Here is a 20339-nt window from a genome sequence, read left to right as displayed (position 1 = left end):
TAAGACGGTCGACGATAATGCGACACTGCACAGACATGTCGTCGAAGGAGCCGCGATGGTTGGTCCGATCAGCCGGCCTCTGGAGACAGCGCTCGAAGCGAGCTTTGAACAGCTTTGCGCCACGGTACCGGCGGACGTCGGCATTGCGATCGCCCGACCGGATCGCACCTACTCGTTGGGTCGGTGGTGGTCCGGTGTCGCATGGTCGACCATCAAGGTGCCGTTGGCGATCGCCGCGCTGCGGTGCGATTGGTTGCACGCCAAGGACCTGGCCGTTAAGGCGATCACGGAATCCGACAATCGCGCATCGGAGCAATTGTGGTCCCGCTTGGGCGATCCGGAGGAAGCGGCACGGCGAGTGCAGGCTGTGATCGCCGAGGGCGGTGACACGGCCACCGTGGTCGAATCTCGTCGGCTTCGGCGTGGGTATACGGCATTCGGCCAGACGCAGTGGACCCTGCAGCGGCAAGCGCGGTTCGCGGCCGAGCTGCCTTCGATCCCCGATTCGGCCGACGTCATCGACCTGATGCAGGGACTCACCAGCGGCCATCGCTGGGGGCTGGCGGCCAAAGGTCTTGCGGCCAAGGGCGGTTGGGGGCCCGGCATGCACGGCGACTACCTGGTGCGGCAGTTCGGCATCGTGCCCACACCATCGGGGCAGTGGGGCGTGGCGCTGGCGGCCAAGGTTCACGACGGGGTGTTGGAGACTGGCGTCGAGGTCCTGAACACAATGTCCGAGTGGGTCCTCAGCCGGCTTCCCGGGTTAGCCCGTTATTGACGGCACCACGGCGTCGATCAGGTGTGGCCCGGGTTCGCTCAATGCTTGACGCAGCGCGTCGGCGAGTTCCTCCGCGGTGGTGACGCGGCGGGCAGGCACTCCCATCCCCTCGCTGATCTTGACGAAATCCATTGTGGGGCGCGACAAGTCCAGCAGGTCCAGCGCCTTGGGCCCTGGAGCCGATCCGGCGCCCACCCGAGCCAACTCGATCCGCAGGATGTCGTAGGCGCTGTTGTCGTAGATCACGGTGGTCACGTTCAGGTTTTCCCGTGCCTGAGTCCACAATCCGGAGATCGTGTACATCGCCGACCCGTCCGATTCCAGGCAGAGCACCGGACGATCGGGCGCCGCCACCGCGGCACCCACGGCGGCCGGGATGCCGTACCCGATCGCCCCGCCGGTCAGCGTCAGCCAGTCATGGGCCGGCGCCCCCGCCGTGGTCTGGGCGAGCAGCACACCCGAGGTGTTCGACTCGTCGACGACGATCGCCCGTTCCGGCAGCAGCGCGCCGATCACGTCGGCCGCTGACGCGGACGTCAGGGCACCCATCGGTAACTGCGGCCGCGCCGCGGCCGCCACCGGGGCAGCCGTTCCGGGCGCGACCTCGTCGGCCACCGCGGCGAGCGCTTCGGCGGCGCCGCTGTGCCCGGCGAGCAGATGCACCTCGCAGCCGGCCGGGACGAGGTCGCTGGGCATGTTCGGGTAGGCGAAGAACGACACCGGCGACTTGGCGCCGGCCAGCACCAGATGCTTGGCACCGTCGAGTTGCGCGGTCGCGGCCTCGGCGAAATAGGCCAGCCGTTCGACGGCGGGGACGCCCGCACCGCGCTCCAGCCGAGTCGGGAACGTCTCGCACAGCACGCGGGCGCCGGTCGCCTGAGCGATCCGAACGGCGGCGGCAAGACCCGGACCGCGAGTGGCGTCACCGCCGATCATGAGCACCGTGGGTTCCCCGGAGCGCAGCACCTCGATCACTTCGAACGCCAACCGCGGCTCGGCCCCCGCGGGTTCCGCGGGCACGGTGGCGCCGGCTTGCGCCCCGTCCGACCAGGACACGTCGGCGGGCAGGATCAGCGTCGAAATCTGCGAGCCTGCGCGGCTGGCGGCGATCGCCTCGGCGGCGTCGGACGCGACGTCCGCGGTGTGTTCGGTGCGACGCACCCACCCCGAGACCGTGCCCGCGAGCGCGTCGATGTCGGATTCCAGTGGGGCGTCGTACTTTTTGTGATACGTCGCGTGGTCGCCGACGACCACCACCATCGGCACCTGAGCGCGCCGGGCGTTGTGCAGGTTCGCCAGGCCGTTGCCCAGGCCGGGACCCAGGTGCAGCAGCACCGCGGCCGGCCGGCCTGCGATGCGGGCGTAGCCGTCGGCCGCGCCGGTCGCGACGCCCTCGAACAGCGCCAGCACACCGCGCATGCGCGGGACGGTGTCCAGCGCGGCCACGAAATGCATCTCCGAGGTGCCCGGGTTGGCGAAACACACGTCGACGCCACCGTCGACCAGGGTGTTGATCAGGGCCTGGGCACCGTTCACGTGATCGCCTCCAGTTTGAAAACGCGCTCGGCGTTGCCGTGCAAGAAGTCTCGGCGGCCCTCGTCGGCCAGACCGAGGTCCGCCAGTCCCGCCAAGGCGTGCGCGTGGGTCATCATCGGATAGTTGGTGCCGAACAAGACCTTGCGTTGTCCGGTACCGGTTTTCATGAACCGGACCAGCTCATCCGGAAGTCGCTTGATCGTGTAGGCCGACGTGTCGATGTAGACGTTCGGATGCTTGCGGGCGACGGCGACCATCTCCTCGGTCCACGGATACCCGACGTGGCCACACACGATCACCAGCTCGGGAAAGTCGAGCGCGACCTGGTCGATGTAGGGGATCGGGCGGCCGGTCTCCGATGGCCGCAGCGGACCGGTATGGCCCACCTGGGTGCAGAACGGCACCCCCAGCTCCACGCATTCGGCGAACAGCGGATAGTAGCGGCGGTCGGTGGGTGGCGCGTTCCACAGCCACGGCACCACCCGCAGGCCCAGGAATCCCTCTCGAACGCGGCGCCTCAGCTCACGGACCGCTTCCATCGGGCGATCGAGGTCGACGGTGGCCAGTCCGCCAAACCGGTTCGGATGCAGGCGAATCCACTCGGCGACCTCGTCGTTGGAAATCAAATCCTGGCCGCCGGGGCCGCGCCACGCGCTGAGCAGGCCGAAGCGGACGTCGGCCGCGTCCATGGTCGCGATGCTCGCCTCGATCGGGACGTCGGCGTCCGGTATGGAGTCACCGGTCCAGCGCCGCAAGGATGCCAGCATGTCGCTGCGCAGGAACCGCGCAGTGGGGTGCTGCATCCACACATCGACCGTCATCGCGATCAAGAGTAGACGCGGCGTCAGAGGGTCAGCGCGGCGCGGGCGCAGGCGTGCGTCCGTTGGGCGTGCCCGCCGCCGAACAGCACGACGTGCGCCAGCAGGGGAAAGAGCTGGTGCAGCCCGATGCGGTTGCGCCAGCCGGCGCGCAGCGGCCGCACCCGCTCGTAGCCCGCGACGATGGCATCGTAGTGCGGGCAACCGAACAGCGCGAGCATCGCCAGGTCGCTCTCGCGGTGACCGGCGTGCGCGGCCGGGTCGATCAGCACCACCCCGTCGGGCGTCCACATCACGTTGCCGCCCCACAGATCGCCGTGCAGCCGGGCGGGCAGGTCGTCGTCGTCGAAATCACCCGAGCGACAACGCGCTACGACGGAATCGATGGCGCTTCGGGTGGACGCATCGAGCCGCGCCGCGGCCAGCTCCACCATCGGGAGCAGCCGCTCCTCGGCGTAGAAGTCGCCCCAGCGGCGGTGCCGCCGCAGCGACATCGGCAGCGGCTGGGACAGCGGCCCGAAGAACCCGGGTCCGTCCCACCCGTCGGGCCCGGCGCCGAAGTCGGGGGCACCGGCGTCGTGCGTCACCGCGAGCCGGCCGCCGAACGCGAGCGCCGCCTCGGGAGTCGGTGTCACCGACTCGAGCCGCCGCAGGGTCAGGCTCGTCGCGTCGACGGAGACAACGCGCGCGCAGGGCACACCCCCGTCGATGCCGGCCAGCCACCGCAATCCGGCGGCCTCCCACGCAAAGTAATTACTGGGCGCGGCCGGGTGTTGCTTGACGAAGTCGCTCAAGCGGTCGCGTGGGCGGCGTGCACGTCGTCGGCCGGGCGCGCCTCCGTCTGCTCCTTGGCCCAGCGGTAGTCGGGCTTACCGGCCGGTGACCGCTTCACCTCGTCGACCAGCCAAAGGCTGCGGGGCACTTTGTATCCGGCGATCTCGGAGCGCACGAAGCGGTCCAGCTCCACCAGCGACGGCCGGGCACCCGGGCGGGGCTGCACGACGGCGGCCACGTGTTGGCCGTAGCGGGGATCGGGAACACCGACCACCAGCGCGTCGAACACGTCGGGGTGGCCCTTGAGCGCCGCCTCGACCTCCTCGGGGTAGATCTTCTCGCCGCCGCTGTTGATCGACACCGAGCCGCGGCCCAGCATCGTCACGGAGCCGTCCTCCTCGACGAGGGCCCAGTCTCCGGGGATCGCGTAGCGGACCCCGTTGATGGTCTTGAACGTTTCGGCGGTCTTCTTCTCGTCCTTGTAGTAGCCGACCGGGATGTTGCCCTTCTTGGCGATGAAGCCGCGCACACCCGAGCCGGGCTTGACCTCGTTGCCCTCCTCGTCGAGGACGACGGTGCGGTGGTCGATCGTCACGCGCGGGCCGCCGGCGTGCGGCGCGTCCTTCGCGACGATGCTCGTACCGCCGAATCCGGTCTCCGAGGAGCCGATCGAGTCGGTGATGACCCGGTTGGGCAGCAGCTCGAGCAGCCTTTCCTTGATGCTCGGCGAGAACAGCGCCGCGGTGCTGGCGAGCAGGAACAGCGACGAAAGGTCGTAGTCGTGGTCGGTGTCGAGCGCGTCGAGCAGCGGGCGCGCCATCGCGTCGCCGGTGAAGAACAGCAGGTTCACCTTGTGCTCGTGGATCGTGCGCCACACCTCCTCGGCGTTGAATTCCGGTGCGAGCACGGTGGTTTGGCCCGAGAAGATCGACATCCAGGTGGCCGACTGGGTGGCGCCGTGGATCATCGGCGGAATCGGGTAGCGCACCATCGGCGGATTGGCGGCCGCGGCCTTGGCCAGGTCGTGCTCGTCCTCGACGAATTTGCCTGTCGCGAAATCGGTTCCGCCGAACAGCACCCGGTAGATGTCCTCGTGGCGCCACATCACGCCCTTCGGGAAGCCGGTCGTGCCGCCGGTGTAGAGCAGGTAGATGTCGTCGGCGCTGCGCTCGCCGAAGTCGCGCTCGGGGGAGCCTTGAGCGATCGCCGAGTAGAACTCGACACCGCCGTAGCGCTGGTAGTCGTTGTCGGAGCCGTCCTCGATGACGAGGATCGTCTTGACGTTCGGGGTGTCCGGCAGCACGTTGGCCACCCGGTCGGAGTACTGGCGCTCGTGGACCAGGGCGACCATGTCGGAGTTGTCGAACAGGTAGCGAAGCTCGCCCTCGACGTAGCGGTAGTTGACGTTCACCAGGATGGCGCCGGCCTTCACGATGCCGAGCATCGCGATGACGATCTCGATGCGGTTACGGCAGTACAGCCCGACCTTGTCGTCCTTTTTCACCCCCTGGTCGATCAGGTAGTGGGCCAGGCGGTTGGCCTTCTCCTCAAGTTGGGCGTAGGTCAGCTTCTCGTCGCCGCAGATCAGGGCGACACGGTCCGGCACAGCGTCGATGGCGTGCTCTGCGAGATCGGCAATATTCAGGGCCACGGCCACCAAATTAGAACGTGTTACATTTCTTGACAAGCTCATGCCCCTCGTCGACGGAAAGGCGGTAGCCGTGGCACCGGCCCCAGCAAACGAGCAGTCCGGCCCCTCTGGAGCAGATGCGCTGGTGGAACAGCGTGGCCACACCCTGATCGTCACGTTGAACCGGCCACACGCCCGCAACGCCCTGAGCACCGAAATGATGGAAATCATGGTGCAGGCCTGGGACCGCGTCGACAACGATCCGGACATTCGCTGCTGCATCCTGACCGGGGCCGGTGGCTACTTCTGCGCTGGCATGGACCTCAAGGCGGCAACCAAGAAGCCGCCGGGTGAGTCTTTCAAGGACGGCAGCTACGACCCGTCGCGAATCGATGCTCTCCTCAAGGGCCGCCGGCTGACCAAGCCACTGATCGCGGCCGTCGAGGGACCCGCGATCGCCGGCGGCACCGAGATCCTGCAGGGCACCGACATCCGCATCGCGGGCGAGAGCGCCAAGTTCGGCATCTCGGAGGCCAAGTGGAGCCTCTACCCGATGGGCGGATCGGCCGTGCGGCTGGTGCGCCAGATTCCCTACACGGTGGCGTGCGACCTGCTGCTGACCGGGCGGCACATCACCGCCGCCGAAGCCAAGGAGATGGGCCTGATCGGGCATGTGGTGCCCGACGGGCAGGCGCTGACCAAGGCCCTCGAGATCGCCGAGATCATCGAGAACAACGGCCCGCTGGCCGTGCAGGCGATCCTGCGGGCGATCCGCGAGACCGAGGGCATGCACGAGAACGAGGCCTTCAAGATCGACACTCAGATCGGCATCAAGGTGTTCCTGTCCGACGATGCCAAGGAAGGCCCCCGGGCGTTCGCCGAGAAGCGCAAGCCCAACTTCCAGAACAAGTAACCCTCCTCTTGACGCCGAACGTGAACTGAGGGCCACTTTTCGGCCGATTTTTCGCCCTGACGTCACGTTCGGCGTTGTCAGTCCCCCGCGCCACACTGCCGGCATGCGGGAACCGTTCATCGGCAGCGAGGCGCTGGCATCGGGCGCACTGACGCCCGCTACGAAGCGCTGGCCGACCTCGGATGGATGGCCATCCGGGTCACGGCCGGCGACACGCGGGGTGGAATCCTCGCACGCGTGGCCGCCGCCTGGACCCGCCGAGCGTGAACTCATGGCTGGTTTCGGCCGATTTCCTCGCCCTCAGATCACGCTCGGCGAACAGGGGCGGCGCTCAGCCCAGCGGCGCGGTCGGCGTGAACGCCACCGGCATTTTCTCCAGGCCGGACACGAAATTGGCGGGACGCAAGGGCAGGTCGGCGTCCGAAGCCAGCCGCATGTCCGGTAGCCGCTGCAGCAGCCGGGTCTGCATGATCGACAGCTCCAGCCGCGCGAGCTGGTTACCGAGACAAAAATGCGTCCCGAAGCCGAAGGCAAGGTGGTTGTTCGGGTAGCGCTCCATGTTGAACGTCTCCGGGTCGTCGAAGACCTTCTCGTCGAAGTTCGCCGACTCGAACAGCAGGATCATCTTCTCGCCCTGGCGCAGCTGGGTGCCGTGGAATTCGGTGTCGGCTGTGATCGTGCGCGCCATGTTCTTCACCGGCGCGGTCCAGCGGAGCATCTCCTCGATCGCGTTGGGTAGCAAGCTCAGGTCGGCCGCCAGGCGCCGGTGCTGATCGGGGTGCAACAGCAGCTGCCTCGTCCCGCCGGACAGCGTGTGGCGCGTGGTCTCGTCGCCGCCGATCAACAGCAGCAGGACCTCGGTGACGATCTGGTGGTCCTCGAGCCGCGAGCCCTCGACCTCCGCGTGCACGAGGACGCTGACCAGGTCATCGGTCGGCTCCTTCTTGCGGGCCTCGATCATCCCCATCATGTACTGGCTGTAGGCCGCGAAAGCTTCCATGGTGACCTGGACGTCCGCTTCAGCGGCGGTGCTGCTCAACGCGCCGACCAGCTCGTCGGACCACTTCAGGAACATCGTGCGTTCTTCCGGCCGCACGCCGAGCATGTCGCCGATGACGGCCATCGGCAGGGGCGCGGCCAGGTCCCAGACGAAGTCACACTCGCCGCGCTCGCACACCGCGTCGATCAGCGTGTCACAGAGCGAAACGATCTTGGATTCCAGGTCTTTCACGCGTTTGCGGGTGAAACCGGAGTTGACGAGCTTGCGGCGCAACAGATGTTGCGGATCGTCCATCTCTATCATCATTTCGACCCCAGGTTGATCGGGTCGGATGCCGCCGGCGTTGGAGAACAACTCGGGGTTGCGCTCCGCCTCGATCACCGCCTGGTAGGTCGAGGCGGCGGCCAATCCATTGCGGTCCCGGAAGACCGGCTCGTGCTCGCGCATCCACTTGTAGATGGGCCGAGAGTCACCGGCGTAGAAAGTCCCGTCGGTGAGGTCGACGTCGGGTTTCGTCATCGTCATGAGATCTCCTGGGCATCACCGAAGGACATTTGTACGCGGTCAACAGAGCTGGACACCATGGCACGCTTCGGAAGACCAAGCGAAGCAAGCTCTTTCGAGTACGGATGCTCGCCGAGCCGGATGCTCACCCCGCCGAATCGCGTTCGCACGCCGTCCAGGGTGTGCTCGAAGGCGGTCTCGCGGGTGATTCCGTCGCGGTGCGAGTAGGTGCGTTGCGCTTGCTGGCGCGGGGTCAGCCGGAACGGCAGGCCGCGGCGGAATTCCATGCCGATCACCGGCTGGCCGTCGATGCTGAGGTCAAAACCGAACCGGTACCCTTCCCGAACGGTGAAGTCGCCCATCACCTTCGGGTAGCCCCAGATCTTGGTTCCCGCTTCCAAGGTGAACGCCTGGTCGACGGGAAGGTGGTGAATGAAGGCACCGGCCGACTGCAGGGCACGCGGTCCGCTAGCGTTCGAGCCGGGCGGGTTGACCATCACGCTGGTGCCGAACTCGTGATACTGGCCCAGGTCGCCGTCGATGTAGTGCATCAACATCAGCACCGCGATCGCGCGGCCGGGAAGGTAGCGGCAGACCTGCAGGCCGCTGTAGTCGATCATCTGCTGCGCGGCGTCGGCGTCGACGGAGAACATCGCCATATGTTGATTTGCCTGGCGGATTCGCACCGGCATCGTGAGTACCGTGCCCGCGATGGTGTGCTGCGAGGCTGTCATCGGGCCAATCTAGAACGTGTTCTATTCGTTCGGCAATAGCGGGTCAGATCAGCGTGGCGAGCTCCCTGATCTGCGCCTCGTTGCGTCCGTTGACCACCATCATGGTGACGCCGGCGGCTTCCCAGACCTTGACCTGCTCACGGACGTAGTTGATATCGCCGACGATCGCGGCGTCGTCGACGACCTCGTCCGGGATGATCGTCGCGGCCTTGTCCTTCTGATTGCTGCGGAAGAGCTTGGTCACGTCGTCGACCACCTCGGCGTAGCCCATCCGGCGGTACACGTCGGCGTGGAAGTTGGTGTCCTCGGCGCCCATGCCGCCCATGTAGAGGGCCAGATAGGGCTTCATGGCCGCGAAGGCGGCGGCGCGGTCGTCGGTGATGACGATGTTGGCGGTCGCGCAGATCTCGAAGTCCTCGCGGCTGCGCCGCGCCCCGGGCCGCGCGAAGCCCTCGTCGAGCCATTCGTTGTAGGTATCCGCCATCCGCGGCGTGTAGAAGATCGGCAGCCAGCCGTCGCAAATCTCGGCGGCCAGCGCGACGTTCTTCGGCCCCTCGGCCCCCAGCATGATCGGGATGTCGGGGCGCAACGGGTGGGTGATGGGCTTGAGCGCCTTGCCCAGGCCGGTCGTCCCCTCCCCCGTCAGCGGCAACGGATAATGCGGCCCGTCGCTGGTCACCGCCTTCTCTCGCGCCCAGACCTGCCTCATGATGTCGACGTACTCGCGGGTGCGGGCCAGTGGCTTGGGGAACGGCCGGCCGTACCAGCCCTCGACCACCTGTGGGCCGGAGACACCGAGGCCCAGGATGTGCCGGCCGCCGGACAGGTGGTCGAGCGTCAGCGCGGCCATCGCGGTTGCCGTCGGGGTGCGCGCGGACAGCTGGATCACCGAGGTGCCCAGCCGGAGCCGGTGGGTCGACGATCCCAACCAGGCCAGCGGCGTGTAGGCGTCGGACCCCCACGCCTCGGCGGTGAATACGGCGTCGAAACCGGCTTCCTCCGCCGCGGCTACGAGCTCCGCGTGATTCTGCGGCGGCTGAGCGCCCCAATACCCGAGCTGCAACCCCAGCTTCATAGTCATTGACCCTTCCGGCGACCCGATGTTGAAACCGTTCTTAGAACCTGTTCTACTCGATGGCGTGACAGCCAGCTCGAGCAGCCCGACCTTGACGGATCACCCTGAGCCACCGCTCTCCGCGCCACTGACGTTGTCTTTCGACTACACCCGTTCGGTCGGCCCCACGCTAAGCAAGTTCTTCACCGCACTGCGTGAGCGCCATGTCTTGGGGGTGCGCGGATCCGATGGCCGGGTGCACGTTCCACCGGCGGAATATGACCCGGTTACCTACGAGCCGCTGGGCGAGATGGTACCGGTCTCCAGCGTCGGCACCGTCGTGTCCTGGACGTGGCAACCCGAACCGTTGGAAGGCCAGCCGCTGAACCGTCCGTTCGCCTGGGCGCTGATCAAGCTCGACGGCGCGGACACCCCGCTGATGCACGCCGTGGACGCCGGCAGTCCTTCCGCCATCAAGAGCGGCTCCCGGGTGCACGTGCACTGGGCCGACGAGCCGGTGGGCGCGATTACCGACATCGCCTACTTCGCACTCGGCGAGGAAGCCGAACCCGTGTCCGAACACGCCGCGGGCGAACAGGATCCGGTGACCATGATCGTCACGCCGATCTCGCTGACGATTCAGCACACCGCCTCCCATGAGGAGAGCGCCTACTTGCGCGCTATCGCCCAGGGCAAGCTGCTGGGCGCGCGGACCGGCAAAACCGGCAAGGTCTACTTCCCGCCGCACGGCGCGGACCCGGCCACCGGCCAGCCCACCACCGAGTTCGTCGAGCTGCCGGACAACGGCACGGTCACGACGTTCGCGATCATCAACATCCCGTTCCAGGGACAGCGCATCAAACCGCCGTACGTGGCGGCCTATGTGTTGCTCGACGGGGCCGACATTCCCTTTCTGCACCTGGTCGCCGATATCGACGCGCACGAGGTGCGGATGGGGATGCGCGTGGAAGCCGTGTGGAAACCCCGCGAGGAGTGGGGCTTTGGCATCGACAACATCGAGTACTTCCGGCCGACAGGGGAACCCGACGCCGAGTACGACACCTACAAGCACCACCTGTAAAGGGCCTACCTGTAAATGAGCGCTCGCAACGTTGCGGTGGTCGGCTTTGCCCACGCGCCGCATGTCCGCCGCACCGACGGCACCACCAACGGTGTCGAGATGTTGATGCCGTGCTTCGCCCAGCTCTACGAGGACCTCGGAATCACCAAGGCCGACATCGGCTTCTGGTGCTCGGGTTCGTCCGATTACCTTGCAGGACGGGCTTTCTCGTTCATCTCGGCAATTGACTCGATCGGCGCTGTCCCGCCGATCAACGAGTCGCATGTCGAGATGGACGCGGCCTGGGCCCTCTACGAGGCGTACATCAAGCTGCTGACCGGCGAGGTGGACACCGCGCTGGTGTACGGGTTCGGCAAGTCCTCGGCTGGGATTCTGCGACGGATCCTGTCGCGGCAGACCGACCCGTACACCGTCGCGCCGCTGTGGCCGGACTCCGTGTCGATGGCGGGGCTGCAGGCCCGCGTCGGGCTCGACACCGGCAAGTGGACCGAAGAGCAGATGGCGCGCGTCGCGTTCGACACCTTCGAGAATGCCCGCCGGGCGGACTCTGTGGAGCCGGCGATGAGCGTCACGGAATTGCTCGAAAGGCCATTCTTCGCCGAGCCACTGCGGCGCCACGACATCGCGCCCATCACCGACGGCGCCGCCGCCATCGTGCTCGCGGCCGGTGACCGGGCGCGCGAACTGCGCGAAAACCCAGCCTGGATAACGGGAATCGAGCACCGCATCGAGACGCCTTCGCTCGGCGCGCGCGACCTCACCCAATCCGTGTCGACCAGGGCGGCGGCTCAAGCGGCGACGGGGGGCACGATCGACAACCTCGACGTTGCCGAGATCTGCGCGCCCTTCACCCACCAGCACCTGATCGTCGCGGATGCGATTCGGATTCCGGGGCCAACCAAAGTCAATCCGTCCGGCGGCGCGCTGACCGCGAACCCCATGTTCGTCGCCGGGCTCGAGCGCATCGGCTTTGCGGCGCAACACATCTGGAACGGGTCGGCCGAGCGGGTGCTCGCGCATGCCACCAGCGGGCCCGCGTTGCAACAGAACCTGGTCGCGGTCATGGAAGGAATGAACTGATGGCCGGTGCAGGCCCGAACCTCGCCGCGGTACTCGGTACCGGACAAACGAAGTACGTCGCGAAGCGACAAGATGTCTCGATGAACGGGCTGGTGCGCGAAGCGATCGACCGCGCGCTGGCCGACTCCGGCTCCACCTTCGACGACATCGACGCCGTGGTCGTCGGCAAGGCGCCCGACTTCTTCGAGGGCGTCATGATGCCCGAGCTGTTTATGGCCGACGCCATGGGAGCCACCGGCAAGCCGCTGATCCGGGTGCACACCGCGGGTTCGGTCGGCGGATCCACCGGGGTGGTGGCCACCAGCCTCGTCCAATCGGGCAAATACCGGCGTGTGCTGGCGATGGCCTGGGAAAAGCAGTCGGAGTCAAACGCGATGTGGGCGTTGTCGATTCCGATCCCCTTCATCAAGCCGGTCGGCGCCGGTGCGGGCGGTTATTTCGCCCCACACGTGCGGTCGTACATCCGCCGGTCGGGCGCACCGTTGAACATCGGCGCCATGGTCGCGGTGAAGGACCGGCTCAACGGGGCCCGCAACCCGCTGGCCCACCTGCACCAGCCTGACATCACTTTGGAGAAGGTGATGGAGTCGCCGATGCTGTGGGATCCCATCCGTTACGACGAGACGTGTCCGTCATCGGACGGCGCCGCCGCGGTCGTGATCGGCAACGAGGAGGCTGCCGAAGCCCGTCTGGCGCAAGGACAACCGGTGGCATGGATTCATGCCACCGCGCTGCGCACCGAGCCGCTGCAGTTCTCGGGCCGCGACCAGGTCAGCCCGCAGGCCGGGCGTGACGCGGCCGCCGCGCTGTGGAAGGCGGCGGGCATCACCAGCCCGATCGACGAGATCGACGCCGCAGAAATCTACGTGCCGTTCTCGTGGTTCGAGCCGATGTGGTTGGAAAACCTCGGGTTTGCACCCGAGGGCGAGGGCTGGAAACTCACCGAAGCCGGCGAGACGGCGATCGGCGGACGGCTGCCGGTCAACCCGTCCGGCGGTGTGCTGTCGTCGAACCCGATCGGCGCCTCCGGCCTGATTCGGTTCGCCGAGGCGGCGATTCAGGTGATGGGCAAAGGTGGGGATCACCAGGTTCAGGGCGCGCGCAAGGCCTTGGGCCACGCCTACGGCGGTGGCTCGCAGTACTACTCCATGTGGGTGGTCGGTGCGGACAAGCCCACGCCTGAGAAAGTCGACGCGTGAGCGAACACCCGGCGCACGAGGCCGGTAGGCGCTCGCGCGAGGCGGTCATAGCCAGGGACAAAGAGGCGTGGCTGGCGGTGTTCGCCGACGACGCCATCGTGGAGGATCCGATCGGGCCGTCGGCGTTCGACCCTGAGGGCAAGGGCCACCGGGGCCGCGACGCGATCTCGGCCTTCTGGGACAAGGCCATCGCCCCCACCACCAAAATCGAGTTCGTCTTCCGCGACACCTACCAATGCGGCAACGAGGAAGCCAATGTCGGGCACATCCTCATCACCCATGGTGACTACCAGGTGACCGCCGAGGGTGTGTTCACGTACAAGGCCGACGACGAGGGCAAGATGACCGCCCTGCGCGCGTACTGGGAGATGGACCGGGCGACAGCCACGTTGAAGAAGGTAACCAGCTAGGTCGCGGGGTCGAGCAGCACACGTTGGTGCCGAGTTCCCCTCGCTGCTTCGATTCTGCCGACCGTCCTCCCCATCTGCTGGCACGCTATCTTCATGTCCGACAAGCACGTCGTTCTCGTGCACGGTTCATGGAGCCGCGGGGAGCAGTGGGCACCCGCCCGGGCCGCTTTTGCGGAACGTGGCTTCACGGTGCACACGCCGACATTGCGCCATCACGAACTGCCCCTGCGCGACGGTGCGGCCAAGATCGCGTCGTTGAGCATCCGCGACTACACACACGATCTCGTTGCGCTGGTCGCATCGTTGGATTCCCCGCCGCTGCTGGTCGGGCACTCGTTGGGGGGCCTGGTGGTCCAGCTGGTCGCGGCCCGGACGGCACATGCCGGCGTCGTCGCCGCCTGCCCGTCGTCAGTGGGGCCCTCGGGTCTGAATGCAACGACGATCGGCATCGCGCTGCCGCACGCCCGTAAGCCGCGGCCATGGGCCAGGGCCGTCTATCCCCCGGCGTGGCAACGGTTTCGGCGAGGGATCGCTAGCGCACAGACCGAGGAGGCGGCTCGCGAGGTGTTCGACGACCTGGTCTGCGAATCCGGGCGTATGCTGTTTTTCGAACTGGCTATGCCGTGGCTGGACCGCAACAAGGCCGCAAGAGTGGACTTCGGCGCCGTCACGGGACCGGTGCTCGTCATCAGTGGCGCCCACGACCGCATCATGCCGCCCCGTCTGGCGCGCCGGACGGCGGGCCGGTTTGCCAACGCGAGTTACGTGGAGATCCCGGGGTCTGACCACATGGTGTTTTCCGGAGCGGCGTTACCCGCCACTATGGGCCTCATCGACGATTGGATCGCGACGCATCGCCTTTTTCGCCAGTGTCTGACGCGTTGCGCGGACACGTCGGCCCGGAAGGTCTAGAGCGGCTCGAGCCCGGCCAGGTGCCGCTGAGCCAGCTCGCGATAGGCCTGCGGATTCACCTTGACCCACATCTCGGCGCCCGTCCCGGCGACCGGGCCCTTGATCTGCGCCGGTGCGCCTACCGCCAGCATGCCGGCCGGAATCTGGGTGCCGGCCGTCACCAGCGAGTGGGCTGCGATCAGGCTCCGTGCGCCGATCACCGCGCCGTCGAGAACGGTGGCGTGGTTGGCGATCAAGGCCTCGGACCCGACGTGCACCCCGTGAATGCAGCACATGTGCGCCACCGTGGCGCCCGGGCCGATGTCGACCGGGATGCCCGGCGGCGCGTGCAGCACGGACCCGTCCTGCACGTTCGCGCCCTCCCGCACCACGATGGGCCCATAATCGGCGCGCAGGACGGTGTTGAACCACACCGAGGCACCGGCCTCGACGACAACGTCGCCGATCAGAGTGGCGGTCGGGGCCACGAACGCGGTGGGATCCACCCGCGGCGCCCGCCCCTCGAAAGCAAACAGCGGCATCGTCTAGATATACCCCGAGTGCGCGCACGCCGCGGGAAAGCCCAGCCAGACTCGCCGTCGTTGCGCGCCCCGGGCGCAAAACTGTAACGTGTTCTAGTTAGAGGGGTCGTGAGTTGGAGGTGACTGGTGAGTACCGACACCAAAGCGGTCGGCATCCGGGAAATCGATCCCGGCGCGTTGCCGACGAGGTACGCCCGGGGCTGGCACTGCCTGGGCGTCGCGAAGGATTTCCAGGACGGTAAGCCGCACTCCATCGAGGCGTTCGGTACCAAGCTCGTCGTCTTCGCCGACTCAAGTGGGGACCTGAAGGTGCTGGACGGTTATTGCCGGCACATGGGTGGCGACCTCTCGGAGGGCACCATCAAGGGCGACGAGGTGGCCTGCCCGTTCCACGACTGGCGCTGGGGTGGTGATGGGCGCTGCAAGCTGGTGCCGTACGCCAAGCGCACACCCAAGACGGCGCGCACCCGCTCGTGGACGACCGATGTACGCGGCGGCCTGCTGTTCGTCTGGCACGACCACGAGCAGAACCCGCCGGACCCCGCGGTGCGGATTCCCGACATCCCGGAAGCGGCGAGTGACGAGTGGACCGAATGGCGGTGGAACCGGATCCTCATCGAGGGGTCGAACTGCCGCGACATCATCGACAACGTCACCGACATGGCGCACTTCTTCTACATCCACTTCGGTTTGCCGACGTACTTCAAGAACGTTTTCGAGGGCCACATCGCGTCGCAGTATCTGCACAACGTGGGGCGGCCGGACGTCAACGACCTGGGCACCTCGTACGGTGAGGCGCACCTCGACTCGGAGGCGTCGTACTTCGGGCCGTCCTTCATGATCAACTGGCTGCACAACAGCTACGGCGGATACAAGGCCGAGTCGATCCTGATCAACTGCCACTACCCGGTTACCCAGAACTCGTTCGTGCTGCAGTGGGGCGTCATCGTCGAAAAGCCCAAGGGCATGGACGAAAAGATGACCGAGAAGCTGTCGCGGGTGTTCACCGAAGGCGTCAGCAAGGGCTTCCTTCAGGACGTCGAAATCTGGAAGCACAAGACCCGCATCGACAACCCGCTGCTGGTTGAGGAGGACGGCGCCGTCTATCAGCTGCGTCGCTGGTATCAGCAGTTCTATGTCGACGTTGCCGACATCCAGCCGGAGATGGTGGAACGCTTCGAGATCGAGGTGGACACCACGCGCGCCAACGAGTACTGGAACGCCGAGGTCGAAGAGAACCTGAAGACCAAAGAGACCGAAGACGTACCCGCGGAGCAACACTGACCGACATGCCCGGCGATCAGGTTCCTGACGTCGATCGGCTCGCTCGGTCGATGTTGTTGCTGCACGGTGATCACCACGATCACGACGAGCGACCGGTCAGTTCCGAAAGCAATGGCGGATCTTGGTCGAAGTCAAGGGATTTCGCCAACGATCCGCAACGCGCCGCCGCCGTCGCCGAGGCCAGCCGCGCCGACCGAGAACGCTACCTCAGTTCGGGGCTGCTTCCGGTGGATTGCCGGTTCTGCCACGTCACGGTCACCGTCCGAAGGCTGGGCCCGGGCCACACCGCCGTGCAATGGAACACCGAAGCATTGCAGCGCTGCGCGCACTTCACCGAGGTGCGTAACTCCGGCGGCGATACCGCACGCACCCGGTCGTGCCCCAAACTGAGCGACAGCATCGAACACGCCGTCGCGGAGGGCTATCTGGCCGAGCCCGACGATCCGGACGCTGACTGAATCACTGCCCTTGGGGCAGTTTGGTTATCGCCTCGAACGCCTCGAGGAATACCGCCGCGATGTCGCCGTCCCGAGCGCTGGCCATCGGTTCGCGGCATCACCGGCCTTCGGCGCGCGAACGGGCCGGCGCCATCGGGCCTCCAGACGGTGTGTGGTTAGGGCCGCGGCGTATCGGCGACTGATCTACAGTCCCGCGAACCGCTCCTTGACGGTTTCCACGGTCAGCCCGTAATCGGCCAGCGAGTAGCGGTGTTTCGGCGCCCGCTCGCCGGATTGACTGTCGGCGTGCGCCTTTTCCATCGCCGCCCGCGCCTCCTCGGTCAGCGACAATCCGAAGTGGCGGTAGATGTCGGCCACCGTGCCGATCGGATCGGCGATCAGTTCCTTGTAGTCGACGTCATAGAACTGAGCCGGCGAGTATTTGGCGCGGGCGGTGTTGAAGCGCTCCAGTCCACGCGACCAGGTATCCATTGCGTCAGCGCCGATTTGAGCTCCGTCGAACGATGTCGACCATCCCTCCGCGGTGTGCTGAGCCAGCGAGCACATCGAAGCCATGATCGTCTCGACCGGCCGATGTGTCTGAATCACCAGCGCGTCGGGATACGTCGCCATCAAGGCGTCCAACGCAAACAGATGACTGGGATTTTTCAGCACCCAACGCTTTTCGGTGTCGTTCAGTCCGATCAGTTGGAGGTTCTTGCGGTGCCGGTGGTAGGACGGCGTCCAGTCCTGTTGCGACAGCCACTGCGCGTACGTGGGCACATGCGCCAACGTCTCGTAGGACACCGAATGCAGCGATTGCCGAAGCAGCTGCCAGCACTCCTCCAGTTCGTATGCGGCCATGAAGTGCAGGCCGGTGTACCCGGGGTTGTCCTGGTGGTGCTTGTTGAATTGATCGTCGAGTTGGCGATAGAGGGGATGCGACTCCCAGGTTTCGCGTGGTGGACGAGGCTGCGGGAATTCGGCCAGCCACATGTGCAGGCCCTGATGCGCGGGGTCGGCGCCGAGCAGGCGGTGCAGCGCGGTGGTGCCGGTGCGCACCAGGCCGGTGACGAAGATCGGGCGTTCGATCACCACGTCGGCGTGCTGCGGGTACTGCTTCCAGGACGCCTCGGACAGCAGCCGGGCCACCAACGCGCCGCGCAGGAAGAACCGATTCATCTTGCTGCCCAACACCGTTAGACCGGCTTCACGCCGGTACGAGTCCAGCAGCACCTCCAGCGCTTCGAGGTAGTTGTCGTCGTCGGTGCCGAAGTCGTCGAGCCCGGTCAGCTTGGTGGCCGATGCGTGCAGTTCGTCGACGGTGCCGATATCGGTGCGATCGGACATCAGTTGTGGTACTCCCCGCAGTTGACGTCCAGGGTCTGCCCGGTGATGCCGCTGGACAGATCGCTGGCCAGGAAAAGGATCGCCGAGGCCACCTCGTCCTCGGTGGGCAGGCGCTTCAGGTCGGAGTTCGCCGCGGTGGCCGCGTAGATCTCCTCCGCCGTGGTGCCGTACTTGCCAGCCTGGTGCTCGAAATACGCCTGCAATGTTTCACCCCAGATATAGCCGGGGGCAACTGAATTGACGCGAATGCCCTTCTCACCCAGCTCGGTGGCCAGGGATTGCGACATGGACAGCAGCGCGGACTTGGCCATCTTGTAGGCGCCGTATTTGGCCTGGGAGTGCCGTAGCACCATGGAGTTGACGTTGACAATCGATCCGTGCGACTTCTCCAGCGCGGGCGTGAAAGCCTGGATGAGCCGCAACGCGCCGAGCGCGCTCAGCTCGATCGCGTCACGGATGTGCTGAAAACTGGTGCCGGCCAACGGCTTCATGGACGGCACCCGGAACGCGTTGTTGACCAGCACGTCGACCTTGCCGTAGGTCGCCATGGTGGTCTCGACGAGGTAGTTGACCTCGTCGTCGTCGGTGATATCGGCACGCACCGCCAACGCCTTGTGCCCGGTGTCGTTGATCTGCTTGGCGACGTTTTCCAGCCGCTCCACGGTCCGCGCCGCCAGCACCAGGTCGGCACCGTCCTGAGAGCACCGGTGCGCCAGGGTGGTGCCGAGCCCCGGTCCCACGCCACTGATGACGACGACCTTGTCGTTGAGCAATCCTGACATCGTCACCCCAGCATCCTGGCCGCAATTTGTTGTTGACGCAGCGCTATTCGCGCACGCCATTCGTCGTCGGAAATCTTATTGTGCTCGAAGTAGGGCAACGTGGCCGGTATGGCGTCGAAGTCGACCAGTTCCACGGTGGGGCCGTCGGCCTCGGTGAGTTGACGGGACACCCGCTGCCAGCGGAACTGCAGGAAGCCCCGCCGATGGTTCAGTGTCTCCACCCAGTTGGTCACCCCCGGGTTCTGGTCGGCCACGACGATGCGCACCTTTCCATCCGGATCCGCTTGCGCCTGAGTATTGTTCAGCGACGTCTGGTGGTTGATGTAGTCCAGCGAGATGTACCACAGGCTGCCCAGTTGGAAGCCGAGGTAGGGGGCGTCGGAGACCGGGATGGTGATCACCAGTGCCTGATCGGGCCGCAGGTCGTAGTGTCCCACCGACGAATATTGCGTCGCCAGCCCACCCGGCGTCAGCCGCGGTGCGACCATGGTGTTGACCGGGAGGTCGAGATAAAACCACTGCGGGAATTGCAGCCAGGTCTTCACCCGGTTGACGAGTTGCTTCCCGGCTGTGGCGTAACGCTTTTCGATGGTTTCGCGGGTCAGCGGCGGTGGGGCGGTGCCTGCGGTGTCCAGCCGGGAGATGGCCAGCGTGCCGCGCTGTGCCGACCAGTCGCCATAGACCTCGCGGATGACCAGCTGCCCCGGGCTGGTGGGCCGCACCCGCCACTCGAAGCTGCCGTCCGCGTCGATTTCGAGTTCGCGGTCGTCGAACGCGGCCTGGCTGGCCGGCACGTTGTCGTCGGTGTATTCACCGCCGAGCAGCTGGAAGCTCAGATCGGTCGTGGTGCCGCGCCGGCCCGTGACGACGTAGTCGTGATTGGCGTGCACCCGGGTGCCGAAGTAGAGGGTGTCGGGGTTGTCGAGGCCCATCTTGGTGAACGGTCCGGTGCCCGACTGCAGGAACGGGTGGTCCCGGTCGTAGTCGAAGGCCAGGTGCATGCAGGCCGAAACGCAGCCCGCCAGGTACTGCAGCCCTTCGAGCAGGTCGGCGTCGGTCTCGATGTGGGGGGCGTCGGCGATCAGTTTCTCGGCTTCGACGATCGCGGCGGTGAGGGGATCAGAGAACACGCCTAGACGCTAGAACGTGTTCTACTTTTTCGTCAATGGCGAACGTTCCCGCGCGTCGGCCGCACGTTCAAGGACGAGGCCGACTCGCTAGGGCGCGCACTGCTGCGACAGGTCGATCAGGTGCTGCCGGACGTCGGGATGCCGATTCAGGTAGTCCATGACGTTGCCGTTACCGCCCTCGGCCTGAGATCTGGCCTGCAGCTCCTGGTGGAGCTGGGGGTGCTGCTTCAGGTACGAGTCGATGGAATTTCCGACGGTCTGGTTGCACTGGGGAGCCGCGTTGACTGTGCCCGCCAGTGGCACCGCGATGACCGCGGCGGCGGTGGCGGTCAGCAGCCCCCCGGCGAGCAGGCCGTACAGCCCGCGGCGGCGAGCGCCGACTGTGTTGGATGTGCTCATGCGCGCCAGAGTA

21 protein-coding genes are annotated in these 20339 nt (G+C 66.4%); 9 read left to right on the top strand and 12 right to left on the bottom strand.

Features of this window, described 5'->3' with window-relative positions:
- Positions 1-55 precede the first annotated feature (55 nt).
- Positions 56-778, top strand: a complete 723-nt coding sequence (locus A5758_RS12495; RefSeq protein WP_067740264.1) for a serine hydrolase — start codon at positions 56-58, stop codon at positions 776-778.
- On the opposite strand, the gene A5758_RS12490 is transcribed toward A5758_RS12495, so the two are convergent.
- From A5758_RS12490 to A5758_RS12475, 4 genes are read right to left on the bottom strand one after another with little or no spacing between them, the layout of a single operon-like run.
- Positions 764-2314, bottom strand: coding sequence for an acetolactate synthase large subunit (locus A5758_RS12490; RefSeq protein WP_067740262.1), 1551 nt, complete (start codon positions 2312-2314; stop codon positions 764-766). The genes A5758_RS12495 and A5758_RS12490 overlap by 15 nt on opposite strands.
- A complete protein-coding gene (locus A5758_RS12485) occupies positions 2311-3135 on the bottom strand; it encodes an amidohydrolase family protein (protein WP_067740254.1) in 825 nt (274 codons plus the stop codon). Before A5758_RS12485 ends, A5758_RS12490 begins: the two co-directional genes overlap by 4 nt.
- 23 nt (positions 3136-3158) lie before the next feature.
- The gene (locus A5758_RS12480; RefSeq protein WP_067740248.1) at positions 3159-3926 is read right to left on the bottom strand and encodes a fructosamine kinase family protein; all 768 of its coding nucleotides are present in this window, start codon (positions 3924-3926) and stop codon (positions 3159-3161) included.
- Positions 3923-5563, bottom strand: coding sequence for an acyl-CoA synthetase (locus tag A5758_RS12475; protein ID WP_067204462.1), 1641 nt, complete (start codon positions 5561-5563; stop codon positions 3923-3925). Before A5758_RS12475 ends, A5758_RS12480 begins: the two co-directional genes overlap by 4 nt.
- Before the next feature lie 64 nt (positions 5564-5627).
- Here A5758_RS12475 and A5758_RS12470 point away from each other — a divergent pair, with 64 nt between their 5' ends.
- Entirely contained in the window at positions 5628-6449 is an 822-nt protein-coding gene (locus A5758_RS12470; RefSeq protein ID WP_156622606.1) for a crotonase/enoyl-CoA hydratase family protein, read from the top strand.
- Positions 6450-6780: 331 nt separating this feature from the next.
- Here the strand turns inward: A5758_RS12470 and A5758_RS12465 are convergent, their stop codons facing one another.
- The 3 genes from A5758_RS12465 to A5758_RS12455 are packed head-to-tail and all read right to left on the bottom strand — an operon-like array spanning position 6781 to position 9762.
- A complete protein-coding gene (locus tag A5758_RS12465; RefSeq protein WP_156622605.1) occupies positions 6781-7974 on the bottom strand; it encodes a cytochrome P450 in 1194 nt (397 codons plus the stop codon).
- Positions 7971-8687, bottom strand: a complete 717-nt coding sequence (locus A5758_RS12460) for an acetoacetate decarboxylase family protein (RefSeq protein ID WP_067740240.1) — start codon at positions 8685-8687, stop codon at positions 7971-7973. Before A5758_RS12460 ends, A5758_RS12465 begins: the two co-directional genes overlap by 4 nt.
- Before the next feature lie 43 nt (positions 8688-8730).
- The gene (locus A5758_RS12455; RefSeq protein ID WP_067740238.1) at positions 8731-9762 is read right to left on the bottom strand and encodes an LLM class F420-dependent oxidoreductase; all 1032 of its coding nucleotides are present in this window, start codon (positions 9760-9762) and stop codon (positions 8731-8733) included.
- A 64-nt stretch (positions 9763-9826) separates the two neighbouring features.
- Here A5758_RS12455 and A5758_RS12450 point away from each other — a divergent pair, with 64 nt between their 5' ends.
- The 5 genes from A5758_RS12450 to A5758_RS12430 all read left to right on the top strand — a co-directional run bounded on the left by A5758_RS12450 (position 9827) and on the right by A5758_RS12430 (position 14423).
- Positions 9827-10822, top strand: a complete 996-nt coding sequence (locus tag A5758_RS12450; protein WP_067740236.1) for a Zn-ribbon domain-containing OB-fold protein — start codon at positions 9827-9829, stop codon at positions 10820-10822.
- A gap of 15 nt (positions 10823-10837) precedes the next feature.
- Positions 10838-11902 carry a thiolase domain-containing protein gene (locus A5758_RS12445; RefSeq protein ID WP_067740234.1) on the top strand — a complete coding sequence of 355 codons (1065 nt, stop codon included), beginning with the start codon at positions 10838-10840 and terminating at the stop codon, positions 11900-11902.
- Complete coding sequence (locus A5758_RS12440) at positions 11902-13101, top strand: thiolase domain-containing protein (RefSeq protein ID WP_067204439.1); 1200 nt, start codon at positions 11902-11904, stop codon at positions 13099-13101. Before A5758_RS12445 ends, A5758_RS12440 begins: the two co-directional genes overlap by 1 nt.
- Positions 13098-13511: a nuclear transport factor 2 family protein gene (locus A5758_RS12435; protein WP_067740232.1), complete on the top strand. Its 414-nt coding sequence runs from the start codon at positions 13098-13100 to the stop codon at positions 13509-13511. The genes A5758_RS12440 and A5758_RS12435 overlap by 4 nt, the downstream gene beginning before the upstream one ends.
- Before the next feature lie 93 nt (positions 13512-13604).
- Positions 13605-14423: an alpha/beta hydrolase gene (locus tag A5758_RS12430; protein ID WP_067740230.1), complete on the top strand. Its 819-nt coding sequence runs from the start codon at positions 13605-13607 to the stop codon at positions 14421-14423.
- Here the strand turns inward: A5758_RS12430 and A5758_RS12425 are convergent.
- Positions 14420-14944, bottom strand: a complete 525-nt coding sequence (locus A5758_RS12425; RefSeq protein ID WP_067204430.1) for a gamma carbonic anhydrase family protein — start codon at positions 14942-14944, stop codon at positions 14420-14422. The two genes, A5758_RS12430 and A5758_RS12425, sit on opposite strands and share 4 nt — an antisense overlap.
- 126 nt (positions 14945-15070) lie before the next feature.
- Between A5758_RS12425 and A5758_RS12420 the strand changes: the two genes are divergently transcribed.
- Together A5758_RS12420 and A5758_RS12415 are read left to right on the top strand one after the other, a co-directional pair.
- The gene (locus tag A5758_RS12420; protein ID WP_067740223.1) at positions 15071-16228 is read left to right on the top strand and encodes a Rieske 2Fe-2S domain-containing protein; all 1158 of its coding nucleotides are present in this window, start codon (positions 15071-15073) and stop codon (positions 16226-16228) included.
- Between the two features lie 5 nt (positions 16229-16233).
- The gene (locus tag A5758_RS12415; RefSeq protein ID WP_067204427.1) at positions 16234-16686 is read left to right on the top strand and encodes a hypothetical protein; all 453 of its coding nucleotides are present in this window, start codon (positions 16234-16236) and stop codon (positions 16684-16686) included.
- 183 nt (positions 16687-16869) lie between these two features.
- Here the strand turns inward: A5758_RS12415 and A5758_RS12410 are convergent, their stop codons facing one another.
- From A5758_RS12410 to A5758_RS12395, 4 genes are all read right to left on the bottom strand, one after another.
- Complete coding sequence (locus tag A5758_RS12410) at positions 16870-18015, bottom strand: sulfotransferase (protein WP_067740221.1); 1146 nt, start codon at positions 18013-18015, stop codon at positions 16870-16872.
- Positions 18015-18797: an SDR family oxidoreductase gene (locus tag A5758_RS12405; RefSeq protein WP_067204420.1), complete on the bottom strand. Its 783-nt coding sequence runs from the start codon at positions 18795-18797 to the stop codon at positions 18015-18017. Before A5758_RS12405 ends, A5758_RS12410 begins: the two co-directional genes overlap by 1 nt.
- Positions 18798-18799: 2 nt before the next feature.
- Entirely contained in the window at positions 18800-19927 is a 1128-nt protein-coding gene (locus A5758_RS12400; RefSeq protein ID WP_067740219.1) for a hypothetical protein, read from the bottom strand.
- Positions 19928-20014: 87 nt separating this feature from the next.
- Positions 20015-20326, bottom strand: a complete 312-nt coding sequence (locus tag A5758_RS12395) for a hypothetical protein (protein ID WP_067204414.1) — start codon at positions 20324-20326, stop codon at positions 20015-20017.
- Positions 20327-20339 lie beyond the last annotated feature (13 nt).

It is taken from the genome of Mycobacterium sp. 852014-50255_SCH5639931, from assembly GCF_001665605.1.
In the GTDB taxonomy this organism is placed as follows: Bacteria; Actinomycetota; Actinomycetes; order Mycobacteriales; family Mycobacteriaceae; genus Mycobacterium; species Mycobacterium paraffinicum.
Note: the sequence above shows the minus strand (reverse complement) of the source record. Positions and strands in the feature narration are given on the sequence as shown.